The sequence below is a fragment of the Psychromonas marina genome (assembly GCF_030161115.1).
Lineage (GTDB): Bacteria > Pseudomonadota > Gammaproteobacteria > Enterobacterales > Psychromonadaceae > Psychromonas > Psychromonas marina.
Genome location: NZ_BSPQ01000002.1, coordinates 569,844 through 594,781, shown reverse-complemented (window position 1 = coordinate 594,781; position 24,938 = coordinate 569,844). Strand labels below are relative to the sequence as shown.

Below are 24,938 nucleotides of genomic sequence, written 5' to 3'. Positions count from 1 at the left end.
AACGATGAATGTTAGTAAAAAGATATTTAAAGAAATAGGTAAACAGTTATTGAAAAAATAGTATGAGTGATAAGTCGACTTTTATGAACCAATCAGGAGTTCAAAATGAGAGAGAGATTAGCGATTGTAGAGGGGTTACGCACACCGTTTTGTAGAGCAAGTAGCGAAATGGCAGGTATTGCACCCGATGATTTAGCCGCAGTCATTGTGAAAGAGCTATTAGCAAAAACAGAAATTGATATTAACTTAATTGATGAGCTTATTATCGGTAATGTTGGACAACCTTCTAACGCGTGTAATATCGCACGTGTTATCGCATTAAAAGCGGGCTTACCAGAAGATCTTATTGCTTATACCGTGCATCGTAATTGCGCATCGGGTATGCAATCGATTACGACAGGCTTTGAAAAAATGCTCGCAGGAAGCGGAAATATTGTTATTGCCGGTGGTACTGAAAGCATGAGTCAATATCCGCTCAAATTTGGTCCCAAAATGACTAAACTGTTTGCTGATTTGATGAAGGCTAAAACCACTCCGCAAAAATTATCCCTAATATCGCAATTTCGTCCTGCTTACCTCAAACCCATTATCTCTATCGTTGAAGGCTTAACCGATCCTGTTTGTGGGTTAAATATGGGGCAAACAGCGGAAGTACTTGCCCGAGAATTTAGTATTACCCGAGCAGAACAAGATACCTACGCACTTAACTCACACCTCAAAGCTGCTAGTGCACAAAAAGCGGGCTTTTTTGAAGATGAAATCCACCCTATTTTGTTGCCCCCCCATTACAATAAGGTACAGCAACTCGATAACTCTATCCGCGCAGACCAAAGCCTTGAAAAGCTCGCTAAATTAAAGCCCTTTTTTGACCGCGCAGCAGGCACAATAACCGTAGCAAATGCCTGCCCTATTACTGATGGCGCAGGGGCAGTCTTGATCATGCTTGAAAGCAAAGCCAAAGCACTCGGCTATCAACCCTTAGGTTACCTCAGAGATTACGCTTATGCAGGACTTGCACCAAACAGAATGGGACTAGGACCCGTTTATGCCACCAGCAAACTACTGGATCAATCTGGCATGAGCATGTCTGATTTTGACCTAATAGAGCTCAATGAAGCCTTTGCCGCCCAAGTCATAGCTAATGAACGCGCCTTTGCATCAGACCATTTTTCACAAACCTACCTCAATAAAGACCAAGCGATTGGCGCGATTGACCCCGATAAACTCAATATTAACGGCGGTGCCATTGCCCTTGGACACCCTGTTGGTGCAACCGGCACTCGGTTGGTCATTACCATGCTTAAAGCACTGCGTGCAACAAAACAAAATTGCGGCCTAGTGACCCTCTGTATTGGTGGCGGACAAGGTGCTGCATTGGCACTTGAAGTTGAATAGATAAACACAAGCAAGAACAAATTGAATAAATAGATGGATTTAATTAATTAGTCTGGAGCAAGTGGAATGAATTTTAATTTATCGATTAATGATGCTGGCGTCGCCACCCTACTGTTTGATTTTCAAAATGAAAAAATCAATAAACTCGATGGCAACACCCTCATTGAGTTGCAACAACACCTCACTGCATTAGCTAAAGATGGCAATGTAAAACTACTGGTATTTGAAAGCGCAAAACAAGGGATTTTTATCGCTGGCGCAGATATTAACGAAATTAAAGATATAACAGGCAAACAGGAAGCCTACGAAAAGGCGCGCTTCGGACAACAAATTTTGCATCAAATAGCCAAACTGCCCTTTCCAAGCCTCGCTGTTATTAATGGCGCTTGTGTCGGAGGAGGTTGTGAACTCGCTTTAGCCTGTAGCTATCGCATTATCAGTGACGATAAAAAAGCGGTGATCGGTTTACCTGAAGTTAGCCTAGGTATCATCCCAGGGTTTGGTGGTTGTGTGCGTCTACCGAAACTGATCGGTTTACAAGCGGCATTGCAACTCATTTTACCTGCAAAAGTGATCCCCGGAAAAAAGGCATTACGTTTAAAATTGGTTGATGCGATTTATAACCATACCTTAGCACGTGACTTTATCGACACGTTTATCGATAAGTTATTAACCACGCCTGCCTTTGCACAACAACTCATTACAAAGCGCGCTAAAAACCTCAATCAAAAACTACTTGAAGATAACCCATTGGGGCGCAAGCTTATCTTTAAAAAAGCCCATCAAAACTTACAGCAAAAAACCAAAGGGCATTATCCAGCTCCTTTCAAAGCACTTGAGGTGATTGAAAAAATTCACGAAATGGAGGTTGAGGATGCTTTAGAAGTTGAACTGCATGGTTTTGCAGAGGTTGCGATTACCGATATCAGTAAAAACTTGATACAACTATTTTTTACCAATGAAGCACTTAAAAAAGAGACGGGTATTAACGACGATAGCATCGTACCTGCAGTGGTTAACAACGGTGCTGTGCTCGGCGCGGGTGTCATGGGGGGGGGCATCGCATGGTTGTTTTCTAATAAAAACAAAAATGTACGCCTTAAAGATATTGAGTGGGACGCCGTGGCAAAGGGTTATCAAACCGCTAATCTCTATTATCAGCAGATGAAGAAACGCCGTAAAATAAAGCCTAATCAAATACGTTACAACATGAACCATATTGCCGGTTGTGTTAACTACAACGGTTTTAAACAGTTAGATATCGCCATTGAAGCAGTGGTTGAGAATATGGCAGTCAAAAAGATGGTACTTGCGGAAGCACAGAGCAAGTTACCAGAGCACGCAATTTTAGCCTCTAATACCTCCAGCCTGTCGATAACCGAGATGGCAAACGATCTTGAGCGCCCAGAAAATATGATTGGCATGCATTTTTTTAACCCCGTTAATCGCATGCCTTTAGTTGAGATAATTCCCGGTGAAAAAACCAGTCCACAAACCATCGCTAGCACAGTGAAGCTTGCTAAGCAATTAGGTAAAACCCCCATTGTCGTCGGTGATTGTGCCGGTTTTTTAGTGAACCGCATCCTTATTCCGATGCTCAATGAAGCAGCACTGATTCTACAAGAGGGAGGCGTGGTCACCGAAATAGATGACGCTATCGCACAGTTTGGTTTACCAATGGGCCCCTTTGTTTTAGCCGATGAGGTGGGTATCGATGTTGGTTTCCATGTGGCGACGATTCTAGAAGAAGCCTATGGCGAGCGTATGAAAGTGGCGGGATTGTTTAAGCATATTTTTGTTGAAGAGAAATTATTAGGTAAAAAATCGGGTGCTGGATTTTACAAGCATGAGAAAAAATCGCCTATTCGATACAACAAGAATATCGATGCCATTTTAACTTTCTATCGTGCGGATCAAAATATCAGCGTCAAAGAATTCGACAGTAAGATGATTGTTGATCGCTGTATTTTAGTGATGGTAAATGAAGCGGTACGCTGTTTACAGGAAGGTGTTATTGATAACCCTGCCTACCTTGATATGGCAATGTTGATGGGAACGGGTTTCCCTGCATTTCGAGGGGGATTATTAAAATATGCTGACAACCGAGGCTTACAGAGTATATGTGACAAATTAACCGAGCTAAGCCAAACCTACGGCGAACGCTTTGCCCCTGCGCAGTTATTGGTCGATAAAGCACAAAATGGACAAACATTTTATGAAGCTAACATTGAAGAGGTGGTAACTGATGAATAAACAAACAGAACAAGCGCAACATGAACAACAGTCGGTGATTGATACCTCTAAAATGAATAGTGAAAAAGCCGCAGCGATGCAACTTGCTGAATCAGCACGTGATAATAGCAAACAACAAAGCAGTTTTGCTGGGCAACTGTTTATGGGGAATTTTCAGGAAGATCTAATTTTTCCTTTTCCCACACAAAGCCAAGCAGAGAAAAAAATCGGTGATGAACTGGTTGAACAGGTCTGTGAATTCCTGATTAATCATCTCGATGCAGAAAAAGTTGATGAAACCCGTACCATTCCCCCTGAAGTGATCCAAGGTTTGGTGGATATGGGCCTGTTTGCAATGAAAGTGCCTAAAAAGTACAACGGCCTGGGGTTAACGCAAGTCAATTATAACCGCGTTATGATGGCTATTTCTGCACATTGTGGCGCAACGGCAGTATTATTAAGCGCCCACCAATCAATCGGTGTTCCGCAGCCACTAAAAATGTTTGGTACCGAAGCACAAAAAGATAAGTATTTGCCACAATTTCGTGAGGGGAAAATATCCGCCTTTGCATTAACTGAGCCAGAAGTAGGATCAGATCCGGCTAAAATGGAAACTACCGCGACATTAACTGAAGATGGTAAACACTTCTTAATCAATGGCATCAAGCTGTGGTGTACCAATGGTTTAATTGCCGACGTCTTAGTGGTGATGGCACAAACCGCACCAAAAACATTAAGCAACGGTAAACAGGTGAAACAGGTCACCGCGTTTATTGTTGAAAAAGAGATGTCCGGGATGGAGGTATTACACCGCTGTGACTTCATGGGTATTCGTGGCATTCAAAACGGATTAATAAAATTTACCGATGTAAAAGTCCCTATTGAGAATATCATTCTGGGTGAAGGAAAAGGGTTAAAACTGGCACTTGCGACCCTTAATACGGGGCGCTTAACCTTACCAGCCGCCGCTACCGGTATGGGTAAATATTGTTTAGCCGTCGCACGAGATTGGGGTAATGAACGCGTGCAATGGGGTATGGCGATTGGTAAACATGAAGCAGGTGCTAAAAAAATCGCCTTTATCGCCTCCAGTACTTTTGCGATGGAGGCGGTCACCTATTTAACCTCGCACATGGCCGACGATCCTAACCTAGATCTGCGTATTGAAGCTGCAATGGCTAAATTATTCTGCTCTGAGCTTGCTTGGGATGTCGTTGATACGACCATGCAATTACGTGGAGGACGTGGTTATGAGAAAGCATCCTCTTTGAAAGCACGTGGTGAAAAGCCCTACCCGATTGAACGCCTGATGCGCGATTGCCGCATTAATCGTATTATCGAAGGCACCACCGATATTATGAAGCTGTTTCTTGCCCGTGAAGCGATGGATCCACACCTAAAAGTGGCCGAAGATCTACTTAAGAAAAACCTACCGGTTGGAGAAAAATTACAAGCAGGTGTTAAATTGGCTGCATTTTACAGTAGCTGGTATCCAACACAGTGGTTAAACAGTTCAATCTGGAGTTCACATCCCGGCCTTGGGAAATTAGCAAAACATATCTCCTTTGTTGAAAGTGCCGCGCATAAACTAGCGCGTACTATTTTCCACTATATTGGCCTGTATCAAGACAGGTTAGAGCGCAAGCAACATATTTTAGGGTTATTAATGGAGATTGGCACAGAGCTATTTGCTATATCGGCAACCTGTTCATTTGCAACATCAAAACTGCAGGAAAACCATGATGATCTTACCCCACAATATCTAGCAGATGTATTTTGTTTAAACAGTAAACGAAAAATAGACCGTTTATTTGATGAGTTAAGCAATAACGACGATAACAAAGAGAACAAATTAGCGAAGAGCGTTTTAGAGGGCGATATTAAATGGTTAGAGCAAGGTGTACCTTGGGTTGATTATTAGGTTTATCCCGACCTATAAGGCATAAAAAAACCACGCAATTGCGTGGTTTTTTATTTTGATTATCTGGAATTGTTTAAACAGGCATTGCAGCTAGTTTTTTACAAACCATATCACCAAACTCAGCAGTACTTACTAAGTTAGCTTCACCAGGCTTAGAAAGGTCAGACGTTGAGTAACCATCTTCAAATACACCTTGCATAGCAGCCCAAAGGTTCTTAGCTTCTTTTTCCATACCAAAGCTCATTTCAAGCATTAGCGCAACAGAACCAATCATTGAATATGGGTTTGCAATACCTTTACCCGCAATATCTGGTGCAGAGCCGTGAGATGGTTCATAGTAAGATTTTTCAGGACCTTTACACGCAGAAGGCATAAGACCTAAAGAACCTAAGATACCGCCGCCTTGGTCGCTTAAGATATCACCGAACATGTTTTCCATAACCATTACGTCAAACATCGTTGGTTTTAGACATAGGTAAGTTGCAGCAGCATCAACTAAGATGTTGATCACTTCAACTTCAGGGAAGTTCTTGCTCTCTTCTTCAACGATTTCGTTCCATAATACGCTTGATTTAAGCACGTTTGATTTATGGATGTTGTGCATCACTTTTTTACGTTTCATTGAAACTTCAAAACCAACACGTACGATTTGACGGATTTGATCTTCATCGTATTCAAGTACTTCACGTACATAACGACGACCTTGTGCATCAACACCAGTCTCTTTCTCACCAAAGTATAAGCCACCCACTAATTCGCGGATTAGCATGATATCGATGCCTTCACCAACAACAGACTCTTTTAATGGCGAGAAGTGTGCAAGACCTTTTGGAAGGTATACAGGGCGGAAGTTTGCGTAAGTATTGTAACGGCGACGCAGTGGAAGTAGTGCGCCACGCTCAGGTTGCTCATCAACAGGGATTTTTTTAGAGTCTTCGTGATTAAGACCGATAGTTCCTTTAAGAATAGCATCCGCTTTATCACACGCTGCTTTTGTCTCATCAGGAAATGATTTTCCCGTAGCAAAATAAGCCGCAGCACCAAACAGTACGTCGTTAAGTTCAAAGTTAATATCTGCATTACGCTCTTCAACTAGATTTAAAACTTTAACCGCTTCCTTCATTACTTCAGGACCGATACCGTCACCAGCTAGTAATGCGATGTTATATGTTGTCATTGTTATTTCCCTAAATGATTATTTTGACTGTTCCGAATTGCTTCATGCATCATAAGGAAAAGTTACCTTAGTTTCAAACTTCGTGACACTTTTTTACACCGCATATGGTTGTTTATGCAACGATAGTGAATATTAATTATGCAAATTGATTCATTACAAAGCGCCCCAAATAATTTCTTCGCTTCATTCGACTAAAACATCAAAAGGTGATCGCAGCTATCTAGCATAGGATGTACAACGGCAATAACTAGGTTATGCTATTGAATCAACGTTAATATTAAGGTGGGTAATGGCCATGCAAGGTAGCAAAAAAGAATTTTTTAACGCAACGATAGCCACACAGCGTTTTGCACTAGGCGCCCGCCCTGATGAGATAAAAAAAATTAACGATAATGCCCAACAATGGTTATTAACGCAGCTAGATGCTTCTCCAACGGTCACTTTTGATCACGCCTTAGCAACCGCGAATAGCATTTTAATCGCACATACTGAATTTACCAAAAACCGAAAAGCCTTTCGAAAACAGCAAGCAGATAAAACCATTCCAACGGCAATGGCAGAGATGGACAGTGCTAATCAGATGTCAGAGATGCAAGCGATGTCTTCGGAGTCCAAGGAACCAGAGAAGTCTAAGGAACCTAAAAATCCGCATAACGATTTTTATAAAGCACTCACTGCAGATGCACTGAAGCAAACAATCGAGTCTGAAAACAGTTTTAATTGGCGATGCTTAGCCTTTTTTTCCAACCATTTCAGCGTCAGCGCACAAGGTCAATTAATGACCGGGCTTGCGCCAACATTAGAAAGAGAAGCGATCGCGCCAAACTTGTATGGTCATTTCGATGAGCTATTATTAGCCGTCTGTCAGCACCCTGCTATGCTGATCTACCTTAATAATGAAAACTCAATTGGCCCTTCAACTCGTTTCGCTAAGAAAAATAGAGGCCTCAATGAAAACCTTGCTCGTGAGATATTAGAACTGCACACATTAGGGGTTGATGGTGGTTATCAACAGCAGGATGTTACCGAATTAGCAAAGGGAATCACTGGTTGGAGCGTTTTTAAACCAGGAAAAGATAAACAACAGGGCTTTATTTATCATAAAGGAAAACATGAACCAGGTACGCGCACGCTACTGGGTAAAAGCTACCCACCGCAAGGCTTATCGCAGGGTAAACAGATGTTAAAAGATATCGCTAACCATCCCAGTACTGCGCGCTTTGTATCTACAAAAATTGTACAGAGCTTTATCAGTGACCAAGCTCCCGAAGAGTTAGTAAATCATTTAACCACACAATGGATAAAAACCAATGGGCATTTAAAAAGTGTTTTCCAAGCACTCATTAATCACCCTTTAAGCTGGCAAACACAACAGCAAAAATATAAGACCCCCTACGAATACGTTATATCAACCTATCGCGCCTTAGCGGTTAAAAAGCTCAACATCCGACAGGTACAAAATGCGTTAAATACCCTAGGGCAACGCCCCTTTAAAGCGGGCTCACCTGCCGGTTATAGTGACCAACAACAAGACTGGGATGGTGCGAGTGCGTTGATGGCAAGAGTTAACTGGGCATCACAGATAGCAGGGAAAAAACAGTTCGCAAAAACCAACATTAACATACTAATTGAAAACACATTTTCCAACACACTAAGCACGCATAGCTACCAAGTAATAACACGTGCCGAAAGTCGTCAGCAAGCATTAACCTTGTTATTACTTAGCCCCGAATTTTTAACACGATAAGGAGATAGCATGTTACGTCGTGATTTTTTAAAAGCCTTAGCTGCGAGTTTAGTCGTGTACCAACAGCCTTTATTAGCAATGAATAACGGTGAAAAACAGCCTCCAAAAGTGGTTTGGGTGATGTTACGCGGTGCACTTGATGCACTGCACACAGTCGTGCCCACTTTTGAATCTAGCATGAAAATACATAGACCTACTTTATACCCCAGTATCGAACATAAATTATTGCCACTCGCACAGGTCAGCTCAATGCAACAGGGTTATGCACTGCACCCTGCACTGGTTAATTTGCACCAATGGTATCAGCAAAAACAGCTTCTCCCGATCGTTGCCGTTTCCTCTGGATATCCCAAGCGTTCTCATTTTGAAGCGCAAGATTATTTAGAGAGTGCTTTACCAGTGCCGGATTTAGATAGTGGTTGGTTAGCACGTGCTATTGCCCTAAAAAATAAACAAGCGATCGCAATTGCACAATCAACGCCAATCAGTTTACGCGGCTCAAATCAGCACAGTAATACATGGTACCCATCACGCCTACCTGATGCAGAACAACAAACTTACCAAGCGCTACAACAGCTTTATCAAGACTCTCCACAACTGTTGACCCGATTAGAGGAGGGGTTAAATATGGAGGCATTACTGGGTGAGAAAAATATGCAAAAAAAACAGCAAGGTAGCTTTATTAGCCTGAGTAAATCCTGCGGACAACTACTGTCGCAACCAACGATGGATTGCGCCATGCTCACATTGGGTGGCTGGGACACTCATAAAAACCAAACGGGGCAACTGCAACGTCAACTGAGTTTATTAGATAAAGGGTTACAGGCTTTAAAAACAGAGCTTGGTGAACAATGGGACAATACCTTAGTGATCGTGGCAACTGAGTTTGGACGAACGGTAAAAGAGAATGGTACCCGAGGAACAGACCATGGCACAGCAAGCGCCCTATTTTTAGCGGGAGGAAAAATACAGGGTGGCCAAATATTAGGAAAATGGCCGGGTTTACAAGCAGAGCAACTACATCAGCAGCGCGACCTTAAAGCCACCAGCCATCATTTTGATTGGATAGCAGCATCACTTCAGCAGCATTGGCAATTAACCGACCAACAAGTACAACATATCTTTCCAACCGCAAAGGTCTATCAAGGAAAAATGTTTAGGGCTTAGCGAAAGGGATCGAGTATTGAGCGACGAGTATCGAGCTACGAACTCGAAGCTCGATACTCGTTGCTAATTTACTTTCACTTATACCGGGTTATCAATATCAATATAAGTAACATCAAGCTCTAGCTCATCATTTAAATACTGACCTAATGCTTGTACGCCATAACGCTCTGTCGCATGATGACCTGCCGCAAAATAGTGTATGCCCATTTCTCGGGCAATATGCGTTGTACGCTCTGATATTTCACCACTGATAAAGGCATCAATGCCCTGCTCTGCGGCAATGGTAATATAGTCTTGCCCACCACCCGTACACCAAGCAATTGTTTTGATCTCTTTTTTACCACCATCAATATGTAACGGCTGACGGTCAAGCACATCAGTAAGTCGTGCGCTTAATGCCTCCGGGGTGATCGCTTGTTCAAATTTACCCACACGTCCGACACTGCGTTTGTCCCAAGGTTCAAGCGGACGCCTATCAGTTATCTGTAATAATTTAGCAAGCTGCGCATTATTACCCAGCTCAGGGTGAACATCTAAAGGCAGATGGTAAGCGTAAAGGTTAATACCATTTTCAATCAATGCTTTAATACGATTGTACTTCATACCGACAATCTCTTGTTTCTCCCCTTTCCAGAAGAAACCGTGATGTACTAAAATCGCATCAGCTTGCTGCTCAATTGCAGCATCAATCAATGCTTGGTTGGCTGTTACACCAGTAATAATACGTTGGACTTTTTCACGCCCCTCAACCTGCAGACCGTTTGGGCAGTAATCTTTGAATTGATGAATCTCTAAAAGCTGATCCAATTTATTGGCAAGTTTTCTGTTTTTCATAGCAAGCTCGTCGTTATTAAAATGTAATTAAGTGGCAAGATGGTTTAAATCGCGACTTACTTATCTGATAGATAATGAATAAGTCGCATTAGCGAGGCTATTGTAGCGGATTGAGTTAGAGCAGGTAACTACTTGGTATAATAAATGAGAATTGACTGCCCTCACCTAAGTTACTTTCAATATTCAGCTCACTGTCATAATGGTTGAGCGTATGTTTCACGATAGAAAGACCAAGCCCTGAGCCCCCCGTATCACGAGAGCGAGAACCATCAACACGATAGAAACGCTCTGTCAGGTGTAAAATATGTTCAGGCGCAATACCATCACCGTTATCCATGACACAGAAATACGCGCCCGTTGAACAACTTCGCCAAATCACCTTAATCGAACCGCCTTGAGGTGTATAATTAACCGCATTATAAACGAGGTTTGCCATCGCACTGCGCAATTGCATCTCATCGCCTAACAGCAGCAGTTTTTCTTCAATTGAGAAGGTTATTTGTAATGCTTTTTTCTTGCCTAATGCCTGTGCTTCATTTTCCATCTGGGTCAATAATGCAGGCACATTCACTTTTTCAGTGAGATCGATACTTGCCGCCCCTTCAATTTTAGACAGTGTCATCAGCTGCTCAACTAACGAGCACATGCGCGTAGTCTGTTGGTCTAAGACATTGATCGCTTTGCCTTGGCGTGAGTCGGGATCACTTTGCATCCCTAAAATTTCAATATAACCTTGTAACACGGTCAAAGGTGTACGCAATTCATGGGAGACATTAGCAACAAATTGGCGACGTTGTTCATCAAGTTGACGATAGGTTGTTACGTCACGCACAATCAAAATACGTTGGTGTTTGGCATAAGGCATAACACGGAATTCGAGTACTTTATCGGCATTGATCGGGGATGTAAGATCTAAAGGCTGATCATAATCGCTACTTTTAAGGTGTTCACTGAATAGCGGATTACGAATCAGGTTGGTAATGTTATCACCACAATCCATCGGCCATTTAAAACCGAGTTGGAACTGTGCTAAACGATTACACCAAATGATTTCGCCACTTTTATGAAACACCACAACAGCATCTGGTAAGGCTTCTGAACCTTCACGAAAACGGCTAATCACCGACGCTAAATTGTTACGACGTTTACGATGACGCTGCTGCATATTATGGATGCCAACAAACGCATGCTCCCAATCTGACTTACCATCGGGTAGAACGGTGCTTTTACTGTTCCATAACCAGTTATTCAGTTTATTTAAGTAATAATAATGCCAAACAATATGAATGAAAAATGAGACCAATAACAGCTCAGTCAACCAGCCGAATAAAGAGCCAATGATGATGATCGGGAGATAGATAAGTACTAACCCCCACATTAAAGCCTTCCATGAGTAGATCTTCAAAATATGTATTCTCTATTATCTGTTCGCTAACTATTGTCGGTGATTTACGACTTTGTTGAGAAACGGTAGCCTGAGCCACGTACCGTTTGCACTAAATGGTCGTGATCCTTTAATGCTTTGCGTAAGCGCCTAATATGCACGTCAACGGTACGATCTTCAACATAAACATTAGTGCCCCATACATTATTCAGTAGTTGTTCACGGCTATAAACACGCTCTGGGTGGGTCATAAAAAAGTGCAATAACTTGAACTCTGTTGGCCCCATCTCTAACGCAATATCTTCAAGCGATGCACGATGAGAAATAGGATCTAACTTAAGTTTGCCAACTTCTAAGGTATCATCAAGTGACGTTGGATTTACGCGGCGCAGTACGGTTTTTAAGCGAGCCATTAACTCTTTAGGTGAAAACGGTTTAGTCACATAATCATCGGCCCCATTTTCAAGTCCGCGTACTTTATCTTCCTCTTCACCACGTGCCGTTAGCATCACAACAGGAATTTGGCGTAACATCTCATCGACCTTTAGATGTTTTAATAGTTTAATACCGCTGCCGCCCGGAAACATCCAATCCAATAATATAAGATCAGGGTAAGGTTCAACAAGTTGCTCTAGTGCACCTTGATATGTTTCTGCTTCAATACATTCATAGCCATGTTGTTCTAAAACAAAACATAACATGTCACGGATTGCGACTTCATCTTCGACTACTAAAATACGACTGGCCATTCTACCTTACCTGCTTAGCTAAATTTAATTGAGGCTATTATTACTGCGTATTATGACACTTATATTACAAACTTTCATAAACTGTCATATAACTAGGTAAAAAAATATCAATTTTCAAAAAATGTTAAACTCTTTTTTATTTTTCATTTACACTCACATCCTAACTATTTTTATAAAGGTGTCCCCATGTTTTTCAAAAACCTACAAGTTTATCGTTTTACCCGCCCTCTAGAGCAAGATGAAAAAGCCCTTGAACGAAACTTGGAGGAATTCAAATTCAAACCTTGCGGAAGCCAAGATGTATCAAAGCTAGGTTGGGTATTTCCAATGGGAAAAATAGGTGCCATGTATACACACACCGCTAACAAACAGATTCTTATCTGCCTTAAAAAAGAGGAGAAGATGTTACCTGCAGGCGTGATCAAAGACCAACTGAATGAACGTGTTGAAGCGATTGAAGCGGAGCAAGGGCGTGCACTAAAGAAAAAAGAAAAAGATGCACTGAAAGAAGATATCGTAATGCAACTTTTACCACGAGCTTTTAGCCGTACTTCACAAACCTTCGCTTGGATAGACCCTGAGTCAGATATGTTATACGTTGACGCGTCAAGCGCACGTAAAGCGGAAGAGTTGATTTCTTTACTACGTAAAACACTAGGCAGTTTACCTGTTGTGCCAATTCAACTTAAAAACCAAGCAGACGTGGTAATGACCGACTGGTTAGTTGAAGGCAACATACCTACTAATTTTAAGTTAGAAGATGAAGCCGAGTTATGTTCTGCACTTGAAGGTGGCGGTATTATCCGTTGTAAACAGCAAGATCTGCTTTCAGATGAGATAAAAAATCATTTAGCATCGGATAAATTTGTCACTAAATTAGCATTAAATTGGGCCGATAGTATCTCATTTATGATTGGCGAAGAGTTTGCATTGAAACGTATTAAATTTGCCGATGTATTACAAGAGCAAAATGAAGATATCGAAAAAGATGATTTTGCCGCGCGCTTTGATGCAGATTTCGCCCTGATGACGGGTGAAATAAAACAATTAGTGCCAGCAGTTATCGAAGCCTTTGGCGGTCAACAAAGCCTGTAATCGATATTTAAACAAGATGCTTCAATCACTTAGCTGTTCATTGCTAACGAGGCATCTTGTTATTATATTTTCCCTTTCCAAGTAATATAAAAAAAATAACATTTACTAACCTATCACACTAAATACTTATATTTGATACCTTATAACTGCTATTATCTGCACTCCGAAATTACAGATGAGAGTTGAAATTTTATGAGTGTTTCTATTTTTGGTAGTGCTAAATCTCCGAGTGCGACAAAAGCCCTGCTACTTGGTTCCGGCGAACTGGGTAAAGAGGTTGCAATTGAACTACAACGTTTTGGTATTGAAGTCATTGCAGCCGACAGTTATGAAAATGCACCGGCAATGCAAGTCGCCCATTCATCACATGTTGTTTCGATGTTAGATGGTGAAAAATTAGAGCAGATTATACGCGCTGAAAAACCTGATTTTATTATCCCAGAAGTCGAAGCAATCGCGACTGATACACTGGTAAAACTTGAAAATGAAGGCTTTAATATTATCCCTTCTGCTCGCGCTACCAAATTAACCATGGACCGAGAAGGTATTCGCCGTCTCGTCGCTGAAACACTTGAAGTTAAAACCTCACCCTATTTCTTTACCGACACAAAAGCGGAGTATCTACAAGCCGTTAAAGAGGTCGGCATTCCTTGTGTCGTGAAGCCAGTAATGAGCAGCTCGGGTAAAGGACAATCTGTGATTAAATCTGAGTCTGATTTAGACAAGGCTTGGGACTACTCACAAGAAGGTGGTCGTACAGGTGCAGGTCGAATCATTGTTGAAGGTTTTGTGCCATTTGATTATGAGATCACCCTACTCACTATCAGTGCGATAGATGGCGTACATTTCTGTGCACCTATTGGTCATCGTCAAGAAAATGGTGACTACCGTGAATCATGGCAACCACAGCAGATGTCTGTAACAGCACTTGAACAAGCACAAACTATTGCTGAGAAAGTAGTAAATGAATTGGGCGGTTATGGCTTATTTGGCATGGAGTTCTTTGTTAAAGGTGATGACGTTTATTTCAACGAAGTTTCTCCTCGTCCACACGATACAGGCTTAGTCACACTCATTTCACAGGATGCTTCTGAGTTTGCACTGCATGTACGCGCTATTTTAGGTTTCCCGATTGGCACGATCACACAATATGGGCCGACAGCATCGAGCGTTATATTAGGTAATGGCACGTCAGAGGATCTGCAATATAGCAACATTGGTCCAGCACTTGGCAAAGTTAATGGCACACAGATTCGCCTTTTTGCAAAACCAGATATCAACGGTACGCGACGTTTAGGTGTTGCTATTGCCCGTGGTACAGATACAGACAATGCCATTTGTAATGCTAAATTAGTTTCAGAATCAGTAAAAATACATTACTAATACTGTTTACGGCTAAAGTAACAACGATATAAAGGTAACTTCGGTTACCTTTTTTTGTGCCTAAAAACACAAAAACGGTTACAAAAGCAGCGCTTTTAACAAAAAACAGCAAATAAAGCTTGAAATACCAACAAATTAATATACTGTTGTTACATACAGTGTTTATTCATACAGTATTTGTGGAGGTGGTATTTATGTTATCAAGTTATCAGCAACAAGCAGACAACAACGCATTTAATCTTAACACGCTAAATTTAGTAAGCGGTTGTTCGCCTAAAAGATTAACGTTGAGTTATGATCTCAATAACTATCAACCACTGTTGACCCACCTACAAACCTCTGACGATCCTCGCTGGATCCTATTTATCGCCCCTCCAGGTAAACCCAATTTCCAATTTTTACAGCAAGCAGGTATCAATAAGAGTCGTATCATCACCCTCTCTCAAAAGCAGCTTGCCAATCCCGAAAAAATTTTTAAAGATGCACTAGCGAGTAATAATTATGCCGCCGTTATTCGTTGGGTAAACAGCGAACAGAAGCCATCAATCAATGAGGTAAATCAATTAACTGAGGATTCTAATACTCACTGTTTTGTTTATTGTGCTCAATAAACGGTATACTAGATGCTCTTAAAAATAATTCATGGAAGCTTTTTATGTACCCATACTGCGATAAAACAAAAAATGTGATCAACCTAATTGGCAGTGGCGATGCTGCTTATGTCCCTAAAGCGATCACCTGTGCCATTAAAACCTTAGATGCCATTGCAGCCGATGAATCACTAGACACAAAGACCAGAGAAGATGCCGCTTTTGCTGCCGCTAATTTAGTATTAAGTGATTACAACGATAACGATTAAATGATGAGGGCGAAGTAAGCACAGATACAACACCTTTACTTCGCTTATTTCTCACCTCCAACAGTCCCCTAAATTCTATATAGCCCTCTGCAAACATCCATTTTCACATCAAAAATATGATGCTAGTCACCCAATTATCATGCCTATTTAAATAACCTTTCCTTGACCTCACATATTTCATATCAGCGTTAATATTTTGATTATTATCGGTTTATTAGCTGATATAGTAATTTAACTATGTAGGCTTAATGACGATTAATAAAGCATTTTTTTTGGTTACAGCAACCTAAAAGTAAGGAGATGAGATGATAAAACGTTCAACAAGATTTAAGTTAAAAAAACTTGTAAGTTACCTAAGTACGCTTTGTCTTGTTTCTGTCAGTGGCAGCGCCACTGCTTTATACAGTGCTGACCACGAGAAAAAACCAGCTTATGCAAGCAATGAAGCTGCAGAAAATTTACTATTACAAGCACCAGAAACGGACAAACACCAAGATAGCCAACATCTGCAATATAATAGTAATAAACCCAATATCCGTCATATTGATCTTTCGACAGGAATGTTAAGTAAAGATGCAAGCACAAGTTGGCAGCATGGATTTGGGGGCAACAAAGTATTTAACACCATTGCAGTAGATACCCTCAGCAGCGATGCAAATCAATCAAACCAATATCGCGCGAAAATAACCCAGTGGAAAAACGATTCAACGATCCCAAATTGGTCTGGTTTACATGCGATTACACGTTATCAATGTGCAAATAACCTTTACCTTGCCTCGGTGCGTTATGATGGAAAAGTGACGATTAAAGTAAAACACCAAGGCACTTATACAACATTGGCAGAAACCAAATTAGAAAATGGTATTAACACCTATCTCAACGAAGATGGCCATTTAGCAACAGGAAAATGGTACAAAATAAAATTTTCTGCGCTAGGCTCAATACTCACCGTTAACCTTGATGGCATTGATATTTTAAGTGTTGAGAATGAATTACTAAAAAATGGTCGCATCGGTATTCGTAGTGACTATGCCTCAACTTACCTGGATGATTGGCAACTAATAACATCGCCTCGTTCTCAAGCTAATAAAGCAATAGAAACAGAGAAAAGCCCACTAGAGCTGACAGCAGTCAATTTAACTCCGTGGGAGAGTAACTTAAGCTTCACCAGTGGAGATTATGTTCAATACAACGATAAAACCTATCAGGCTAACTGGATGACAAAAAATCAAAATCCTATTAAGCATTCAGGTAAATGGCAGGCGTGGTCTGAAGTGAGTAATAGTTCAACCGTGATTTGAATTAAATTCGTATGCGATCAGGTTCAATGTACCAAGTTGCTTTTTTCTCTCTTATCTAAATATTTAGCGACAATGTGCGATGTCAGTATTTCGTCTATCCAGTAAAGGTTGAGCAACAGTACTTATTCAAATGGCGTTTATGGGTGAGCAGAGATTGCGCAGAGGAATGTTTACTAATAAGGCATGAATTTTAGCCTTTCGAGAGATTAACTTCGTTAACCCTTTCGGATAATTAAAGACTTTGATGCTCTCACTCCATAAAATCCTATAGAACGATTTTGAACAGCTTTAGCTGCCCACTCATTGATGAAGAACAGGATATTTGGAATAATTAATCAGCAAGAGTAATCACTTTATTCATTATTTTGCTATTACACCATGAAGTAAAAATAACTGAGTATCATATTATATAAATACTCATTCTGCTTTCTAAACGATGGGATGCATCACCAAACAGGCAGTAATACCCCCATCTTATTAGAGCACTAACTTAACAATCTTGGCGAAATTGTTGATGACTTTTTTTACTATGCTCTTTTATTTTTCCTAAAATAGCTTTAATTTCAGCCTTATCTTTTGTTTGATTCAATTCATTGAATAATGCCTGTAACTGCTCAATACCTTGCATATATTTCATATGCTGGTGATGTTGTTCTGTCGTCATCCCTTCCATGCTTGGCATGGTCGACATATCGTGGTCTGCACTATCCATATTCATGTCGCCATGATCCATTTTAGAATGATCCATCTCTTTCATGTCCATTTTTGAATGATCCATCCCTTTCATGTCCATCTTAGAATGATCCATCCCTTTCATGTCCATCTTAGAATGATCCATCTCTTTCATGTCCATTTTAGAATGATCCATCCCTTTCATGTCCATCTTAGAATGATCCATCTCTTTCATGTCCATCTTAGAATGATCCATCTCTTTCATGTCCATATCAGAGTGCTGATTCATTGTAATCAGCACTGGCGTATATTGACTTGCTTGTTTACTTAACTTTAATAGCTCATTAAGGTGCTTTTGCATCTTATCTTGATCATCTGATTTAAAGCCTTTTACATAAGCTCTAAGCTCACTTTTCATATACTTCATTGTGTCACCCAATTTTGTCTCTTTAATTTCACAATGCGCTTCATGAGCAAAAACCTGACTGACCGGCATTGCTAAAAAAAGTGTACCTGTTAATGCCAATACCAGTTTTGTTTTATTAATGTTCATACTGTTCTCCTTCAAATTTATGAGTTGTTTTCTAAAAATTGTTTACGCATGGTTATTTTCTTCCATTGAAAATAAGCTGCTGGCAATATTAATAACGTTAAAATGATTGCACTTACCATACCGCCAATCATAGGTGTTGCGATGCGTTGCATTACCTCTGAACCAGTTCCCTCGCCAATCATAATGGGTATCAAACCAATCACCACGGTTGCGACTGTCATCATCACTGGTCGCACACGTAATCCTGCACCTTCCATTACCGCATCTCGTAGATCATCAACATTAAAATGGGCAAAGCGTTGCTGTTTTTTGGCTTCTAATGACTGATTTAAATAAAGTAACATGATCACCCCTATCTCTATCGAGACCCCTGCTAGTGCGATGAAACCAACCCCGACTGCAATCGAAAAGTTAAAACCGAGTATAAACATCAGCCAAATACCGCCCATCAATGCAAAGGGCAAGGTTGATAAAATCAGTAACACTTCGCCAACTCGTCTAAACGCTAAATAGAGCAAGATGATAATAATCGCGATGGTAACAGGAATAACCTTGGCTAAACGTGCGTTGGCTTTTTCCATATACTCATACTGACCAGACCAAACGAGGGAGTAACCAGCAGGTAATTGTAAATTGTCATTCACAATCGCTTGAGCATCTTTAACGTAAGAGCCAAGATCTCGGTTTTCGATATCAACAAAGATCCAACCATTAAGGCGCGCATTTTCTGTTTTAATCATGGGAGCACCGGCTTCGATATACACATTTGCAACATCATTGAGGCTAATCGTTACTTTAGATGGCGTAATAATAGGTAACGCTTTAAGTGCACTAACAGAATCACGATAATCGTTCGGGTAACGTAAATTCACAGGATAACGCTCTAACCCTTCAATCGTTTCAGTGATATTTTGTCCACCAATAGCAACGGCGACTAACTGTTGAATTTCTGCAATATTAAGTCCGTAGCGTCCTGCTTTTTCACGGTTTATGTCCACTTTGACATAACGCCCTCCGGTCACTCGCTCAGCGTACACAGAAGCAGTACCTTCAACGTCCTTTAATATCTCTTCAACCTGCTTGCCTATCTTTTCAATTTCAACTAAATCGCCTCCCGCTATTTTGATACCAATAGGTGTTTTAATACCTGTCGCGAGCATATCAATACGCGTTTTAATGGGCATTACCCATGCATTGGTGAGTCCAGGAAATTGAATCAAGCTATCTAATTCCTGTTTCAATTTATCCTTGGTCATACTCTCACGCCATTCACTTCTAGGTTTGAATTGAATGGTTGTTTCAATCATGGTGAGTGGCGCAGGATCGGTTGCCGTTTCCGCTCGTCCGATTTTTCCCCATACTGTTTTTACTTCAGGTACGGTCTTAATCAATTTATTAGTTTGCTGTAATAACTGACGTGCTTTACCAATAGAAATACCAGGATAAGTGGTTGGCATATACATCAGATCACCCTCATCAAGCGGAGGAATAAACTCACTACCAATTTTATTAACCGGATAAAAACCAACCACTAAGATACATAATGCAAACACGATCAGCAGTTTTGGAAAACGCAGACTAAAGGTTAAAAAGGGTTTATAGATGGCGATCACTAAACGATTCAGTGGGTTTTTATGTTCAGGTAATACTTTCCCGCGAATAAAATAACCCATTAAAACCGGTATCAAGGTAATTGCCAGACCTGCCGATGCTGCCATGGCATAGGTTTTAGTAAAAGCGAGTGGTGAAAACATCTTGCCTGATTGCCCTTCTAGTGCAAATACAGGTAAGAAGCTAAAGGTAATAATAAGCAATGAGAAAAACAACGCAGGGCCAACTTCAGTCGATGCTTTAGCGATCACTTGCCAACGGTTTTTATCGGTAAGTTCGGTTTTTTCCATATGCTTGTGCACATTTTCAATCATCACTATCGCACCATCAACCATCGCACCAATTGCAATGGCGATACCACCCAGTGACATGATATTGGCATTAAGTCCTTGCCAAGACATAATAATAAACGCGACAAAAATACCGACCGGTAAACTTAACAATACCACCAGTGATGAGCGGAAATGGAATAAGAAAGCTGCACATACTAAGATAACAACAATGAACTCTTCTAATAACTTATCAAACAAGTTTTCCACCGCTGAATTGATAAGCTCAGAGCGATCGTAGGTCGGGATAATTTTAACGCCATCGGGTAAACTTTTTTGTAACTCATTAAGTTTATCCTTCACCGCTTCAATAACAGCCTGTGCATTTTCTCCAAAACGCATCACAATCACACCACTCACTACCTCACCTTCACCATTAAGTTCAGTAATACCGCGACGCATCTGTGGACCTAAGCGAATCTCCGCGACATCGCCTAATAACAAAGGCGTGCCGTTATCATCAACCCGTAAAGGAATTGATTTGAGATCTTTTATCGAAGAGATATAACCAGAAGTACGCACCATATACTCAGCTTCAGCCATCTCAATAACACTTGCGCCAGACTCTTGATTGCCGTCTTTAATCGCATTGCTAACTTGGCTTAACGATATGTTATAAGCGCGCAATTTATTAGGGTCTACACGTACTTGGTATTGCTTTACCATACCGCCGACGGTCGCGACTTCAGAGACACCCGCCACGGTTTGTAGCTCAAATTTAAGGAACCAATCCTGCAAGCTACGCAGTTCACTTAAATCGAGCTTGCCACTTTCATCCACTAATGCGTAACTGAACACCCAACCGACTCCGGTTGCATCTGGCCCTAAGGCTGATCTTGCTTGTGGTGGTAAGTCTGGCGCTACCTGTGATAGATACTCTAAAACACGCGATCTCGCCCAGTACATATCGGTATCATCATCAAAAATGATATACACATAAGAGTCACCAAAAAAAGAGTAACCACGTACCGTTTTTGCACCCGGCACACTGAGCATTGCAGTGGTAAGCGGGTAAGTCACTTGATCTTCTACAACCTGTGGTGCTTGTCCTGGATAAGTCGTTTTAATAATAACTTGCACATCAGACAAATCAGGAATCGCATCTATCGGTGTTTTTTGTAATGAAAAAATACCGTAAACGACGATCGCACAGGTCATTAACAGCACTAATATTCGATTCTTAATCGACCAATGAATGATGTTGGAAATCATAAAACCACCACTTCACGTTGCAGATTCAACATCCCAAAATCTAACCAATCTAAATCTTTATCTTCTTTATCAGCATCGTACTCTACTTCACTCTCCTGTTGTTTTTGTTCATCTAACATACGTTCAAAATCAGCACTGATACTAGATTCACTGTCCAATAAGAACTGAGCAGAAGTCACTATTTTTTGCCCCTCTTGTAAACCAGACAACACCTCTACCGATTGATTATTTTCCAGACCGACATTGACTAACACAGACTTAAATTTACCATCACCTAACGCCAAAACTACACGGTTCATGTTACCCGCATAAATGACCGCTTCGCGTGGGATTTGTAAACGTGGTTGGTCCATCGTTGGCGTTACAATAACAGAGGCAAACATGTTTGGTTTTAGTTGTGCAGTAGGGTTATCAAATTGTAAACGCACCCTTAATGTGCGGTTATTTTTACTCATTTCAGGATAGATGAAATCTACTTTTCCGAGCCACTCTTGTCCCGGAAAGTAATCTAACTTCATGGTTGCCAGATCGTTTAAATTAACCAATGAAACTTGCGCTGAAAATACCTCAACATCTACCCATACCGTATCTAAATTGACGGCTTTAACTACGGTTGTTGCAGGTGATACAAACGCCCCTTCATTAACTTTCAACTCAGATATAGTGCCTTTTTGTGGCGCATAAACAGTGATAAGTTGGAGTGCTTTTTTACTTTTAACTATCTGTTTTATCTGGCCATTACTGACACCTAACGCCCTTAATCTTGATTTTGAAGATGCTACTAAGCCACTACGATTAAGTTTAATGGCATTAAAGAGAGACTCCTGCGCTTTAACTAACTCTGGAGAGTAAAGTGCATACAATTTTTGACCTTTTTGCACCTGTGTCCCAACAGATTTAACGTATAACTTTTCTATCCAACCCGAGACACGACTATTGATTTGCCATAATGCATCCTCATTCGCTTGCACACTACCTAGACTTTTAATTGAGACATTAAACTGATCATTAATAACGGATGCTGTACGCACACCTAAGCTATTCTCAACAGCAGCAGAAATGCTCACTAAACCAGCTTGTTTACCATCCCCACTCGCTTCATAAACAGGTACTAAATCCATGCCCATCGGGGATTGTCCTGGTTTGTCACGACGATAATTAGCATCCATTGGCGCAACCCAATAAAGTATTTCAGGTTCTGTTTTTTCAGCTTCTGCATAAACAGGGACTAAATCCATGCCCATCGGGGATTGCCCAGGTTTGTCACGACGATAATTAGGGTCCATTGGCGCAACCCAGTATAAAATATCAGGCTCTGCAGAAACGGATTTTTGTGAAAATAGACTATTAAGTTGCTCGTTATTAGTGGCAAAAAATCCAACGACTAATCCCGCTATTAAAACTAATAAATAACGCATAAAAATTTCCTGTTAAAGTGCCTGAAAGTAACGAATATTTGAAAGACTTTTCAAGCCATCGAAATACAGTTGTTGATATTCAATAGAGAGATTAAATTGATGAATATATGCTTGAATCACTTCCTTGAAAGGACGTGTATTTGACTGGTAGCTTTGCTCTAGAATGTCAGCGTGTAACTTAGCTTGTTTTAGTAAGCTTTTTTGATAACGATCTTGGCGGGATAACAATTGTTGGTAGTTGACAATCTCAGCATTAAGTTGAGCATTAAGTTGACGTATTAATAAACGATGTTCAGCCTGTTTCTGTCCTTTGATATGCTGGGCCGATATCATTTTTTGGTCTTGACGCTGATCGGTAAACAGTGGAATATCCATTGAAACAAAGCCACTTAACAAGTCGGGTCGAGGCTCACCATTATCCATCTCTGATAAACGATGGCCATAAGCGAACTCAACTTTAAAACTCGGCTTATAGTCCTGCTTAGCTAAAGTAATATTACTATTTGCAACCAAAATGTTTTGACTAAGCGCCTGTACTTTAGGATGTATCGCCAACAGTGAGTAATGTTGATAATTGGCACTTTCACTGTTTTTAATAAAAGCCGATGTATCAGACCAATCGGGTAAGTCACTTTGTAATTTATCATAAGCGGCACTGCCAACCCATTCACTCAAAAAACTGCGATAAGCCAATGATTGTTGCTTTAATTTAGCTATTTTTTCATCAAATAACGCGAGTTCAATTTCAGCAGCAATTAGATCTTCATTTTCAGCTAACCCTAAAGAAAACTGTGATTCTAAATCCCTATAAAAGCTAGTAAAAAGCAACTTGTTTTCATTGACTAATTGCATCGACTTTTCAGTAAATAGGATATTAAACCAGAGTTCACGAACGGTTTTCTTTACCAGTAAACGCCTGTCTAAGCTTTGGAAGACAGCGGTTTCCGATTGTAATTTAAATCCGTTTTTGGTGATGTTACGTGTATCACCACGGCTAAATTGTTGTGAAATACCGACACTAAGCTGAGTCATAGGATCACTGTCTAATGCAAAACTATCAGTAGGTATATTCGCCATACCGAGTTTTATCATTGGGTCAACAAGAGTTGAACTCGCATTTCCTTGTGCAATTAATGACGCTTGTTGCGCTTGATATATTTTTTGACCGGGATCGTCTTGTACTGCTTTTTGTTCTGCATCCTGTAATGATAATGCAGAGACTTGAAACCCAATGGTTGTTAATAACAACATCGGTAAATGATGAATTTTCATCCTTTGTCCTTTTTTATCCATAAAATGAATAATTAATTAATCTGTTTTATCTATCTCAAATACGCTAGATAGATCGGTGCTAACTGATTAACTAAATAAAGGGGGACGATAGAGGCTTGTAGGTAAGGCGTTAACGGCTGTCACGTTGTAAATTGGATATCTAAGTTGCGAACAATCAAAATATAAAGTGCAATTATTCTCTATAAAATGAATAACAGAAACAACACTCATCATTTCACAATCACTTTGACAACTATCCATCGACATATCTTTTTCCATGCAAGATATTGAATTGGAGTGCATCGTTTTCATGTCACAATGAACCATCATAGATTGCTGATCACTGTTTAATAGCTGTACAGATGCAGTTACTTTCTGCATGAAAGTAATTTGAATAAGTATGATTAAAAACAGTGTGATGACTTTTTTCATTTATTTATATGGGTCTTCATCTAGTAAGCTATTGATTTTATTTAAATGAGAGTATAAACGTTAACCTAGGGATAAGGTCAAAGACTTCTTCTAAAACTTGATGAACGCTAACCTTAATGTTAATAAACGATCATCACGCGTTGTGATTATTTTAGTGCGCCTTAATAAGATTACAATAAAATAATAATACTTTCT

At 40.4% G+C, this 24,938-nt stretch carries 18 protein-coding genes; 10 read left to right on the top strand and 8 right to left on the bottom strand.

The genetic code is table 11. The annotated features are described in order from the left end of the window. The first annotated feature begins 105 nt into the window (after window positions 1-105). The 3 genes from QQK09_RS06875 (at window position 106) to QQK09_RS06865 (ending at window position 5,548) form a co-directional block, all read left to right on the top strand. Window positions 106-1,395 (top strand): thiolase family protein, encoded by a 1,290-nt coding sequence (locus QQK09_RS06875; protein ID WP_284203375.1) that lies wholly within the window; start codon window positions 106-108, stop codon window positions 1,393-1,395. A gap of 66 nt (window positions 1,396-1,461) precedes the next feature. Then, complete coding sequence (locus tag QQK09_RS06870) at window positions 1,462-3,648, top strand: 3-hydroxyacyl-CoA dehydrogenase NAD-binding domain-containing protein (protein ID WP_284203374.1); 2,187 nt, start codon at window positions 1,462-1,464, stop codon at window positions 3,646-3,648. Further along, a complete protein-coding gene (locus QQK09_RS06865; RefSeq protein WP_284203373.1) occupies window positions 3,641-5,548 on the top strand; it encodes an acyl-CoA dehydrogenase family protein in 1,908 nt (635 codons plus the stop codon). Before QQK09_RS06870 ends, QQK09_RS06865 begins: the two co-directional genes overlap by 8 nt. A 73-nt stretch (window positions 5,549-5,621) precedes the next feature. Here QQK09_RS06865 and leuB read toward each other — a convergent pair whose 3' ends face one another. Continuing rightward, on the bottom strand, window positions 5,622-6,725 hold the full coding sequence (leuB, locus tag QQK09_RS06860; protein WP_284203372.1) for a 3-isopropylmalate dehydrogenase: 1,104 nt from the start codon (window positions 6,723-6,725) through the stop codon (window positions 5,622-5,624). A gap of 289 nt (window positions 6,726-7,014) precedes the next feature. Here leuB and QQK09_RS06855 point away from each other — a divergent pair, with 289 nt between their 5' ends. Both QQK09_RS06855 and QQK09_RS06850 read left to right on the top strand, forming a co-directional pair. Further along, on the top strand, window positions 7,015-8,472 hold the full coding sequence (locus tag QQK09_RS06855; protein ID WP_284203371.1) for a DUF1800 domain-containing protein: 1,458 nt from the start codon (window positions 7,015-7,017) through the stop codon (window positions 8,470-8,472). A 9-nt stretch (window positions 8,473-8,481) separates the two neighbouring features. Beyond that, window positions 8,482-9,639, top strand: a complete 1,158-nt coding sequence (locus QQK09_RS06850; RefSeq protein WP_284203370.1) for a DUF1501 domain-containing protein — start codon at window positions 8,482-8,484, stop codon at window positions 9,637-9,639. Window positions 9,640-9,717: 78 nt separating this feature from the next. Here the strand turns inward: QQK09_RS06850 and QQK09_RS06845 are convergent, their stop codons facing one another. The 3 genes from QQK09_RS06845 to phoB form a co-directional block, all read right to left on the bottom strand. Then, window positions 9,718-10,473 (bottom strand): Nif3-like dinuclear metal center hexameric protein, encoded by a 756-nt coding sequence (locus QQK09_RS06845; protein WP_284203369.1) that lies wholly within the window; start codon window positions 10,471-10,473, stop codon window positions 9,718-9,720. A 115-nt stretch (window positions 10,474-10,588) separates the two neighbouring features. Next, complete coding sequence (phoR, locus tag QQK09_RS06840) at window positions 10,589-11,881, bottom strand: phosphate regulon sensor histidine kinase PhoR (RefSeq protein WP_431312584.1); 1,293 nt, start codon at window positions 11,879-11,881, stop codon at window positions 10,589-10,591. Between the two features lie 41 nt (window positions 11,882-11,922). After that, complete coding sequence (phoB, locus tag QQK09_RS06835; RefSeq protein ID WP_284203367.1) at window positions 11,923-12,606, bottom strand: phosphate regulon transcriptional regulator PhoB; 684 nt, start codon at window positions 12,604-12,606, stop codon at window positions 11,923-11,925. 186 nt (window positions 12,607-12,792) lie between these two features. Here phoB and rdgC point away from each other — a divergent pair, with 186 nt between their 5' ends. From rdgC to QQK09_RS06810, 5 genes are all read left to right on the top strand, one after another. Next, window positions 12,793-13,701 carry a recombination-associated protein RdgC gene (gene rdgC / locus QQK09_RS06830; protein WP_284203366.1) on the top strand — a complete coding sequence of 303 codons (909 nt, stop codon included), beginning with the start codon at window positions 12,793-12,795 and terminating at the stop codon, window positions 13,699-13,701. A gap of 192 nt (window positions 13,702-13,893) precedes the next feature. Further along, window positions 13,894-15,084: a formate-dependent phosphoribosylglycinamide formyltransferase gene (gene purT / locus QQK09_RS06825; RefSeq protein WP_284203365.1), complete on the top strand. Its 1,191-nt coding sequence runs from the start codon at window positions 13,894-13,896 to the stop codon at window positions 15,082-15,084. A 194-nt stretch (window positions 15,085-15,278) separates the two neighbouring features. Continuing rightward, complete coding sequence (locus tag QQK09_RS06820; protein WP_284203364.1) at window positions 15,279-15,695, top strand: SulA-like leucine-rich domain-containing protein; 417 nt, start codon at window positions 15,279-15,281, stop codon at window positions 15,693-15,695. A 44-nt stretch (window positions 15,696-15,739) separates the two neighbouring features. Continuing rightward, window positions 15,740-15,943 carry a YaeP family protein gene (locus QQK09_RS06815; RefSeq protein WP_284203363.1) on the top strand — a complete coding sequence of 68 codons (204 nt, stop codon included), beginning with the start codon at window positions 15,740-15,742 and terminating at the stop codon, window positions 15,941-15,943. A 305-nt stretch (window positions 15,944-16,248) separates the two neighbouring features. Further along, complete coding sequence (locus QQK09_RS06810) at window positions 16,249-17,244, top strand: hypothetical protein (RefSeq protein ID WP_284203362.1); 996 nt, start codon at window positions 16,249-16,251, stop codon at window positions 17,242-17,244. Between the two features lie 490 nt (window positions 17,245-17,734). Here QQK09_RS06810 and QQK09_RS06805 read toward each other — a convergent pair whose 3' ends face one another. From QQK09_RS06805 to QQK09_RS06790, 4 genes are read right to left on the bottom strand one after another with little or no spacing between them, the layout of a single operon-like run. Then, window positions 17,735-18,469 carry a copper resistance protein CopA gene (locus tag QQK09_RS06805; protein ID WP_284203361.1) on the bottom strand — a complete coding sequence of 245 codons (735 nt, stop codon included), beginning with the start codon at window positions 18,467-18,469 and terminating at the stop codon, window positions 17,735-17,737. Between the two features lie 17 nt (window positions 18,470-18,486). Next, entirely contained in the window at window positions 18,487-21,621 is a 3,135-nt protein-coding gene (locus QQK09_RS06800; RefSeq protein WP_284203360.1) for an efflux RND transporter permease subunit, read from the bottom strand. Continuing rightward, window positions 21,618-23,039 carry an efflux RND transporter periplasmic adaptor subunit gene (locus QQK09_RS06795; RefSeq protein WP_284203359.1) on the bottom strand — a complete coding sequence of 474 codons (1,422 nt, stop codon included), beginning with the start codon at window positions 23,037-23,039 and terminating at the stop codon, window positions 21,618-21,620. Before QQK09_RS06795 ends, QQK09_RS06800 begins: the two co-directional genes overlap by 4 nt. Before the next feature lie 12 nt (window positions 23,040-23,051). Beyond that, a complete protein-coding gene (locus QQK09_RS06790; RefSeq protein ID WP_284203358.1) occupies window positions 23,052-24,311 on the bottom strand; it encodes a TolC family protein in 1,260 nt (419 codons plus the stop codon). Window positions 24,312-24,938 lie beyond the last annotated feature (627 nt).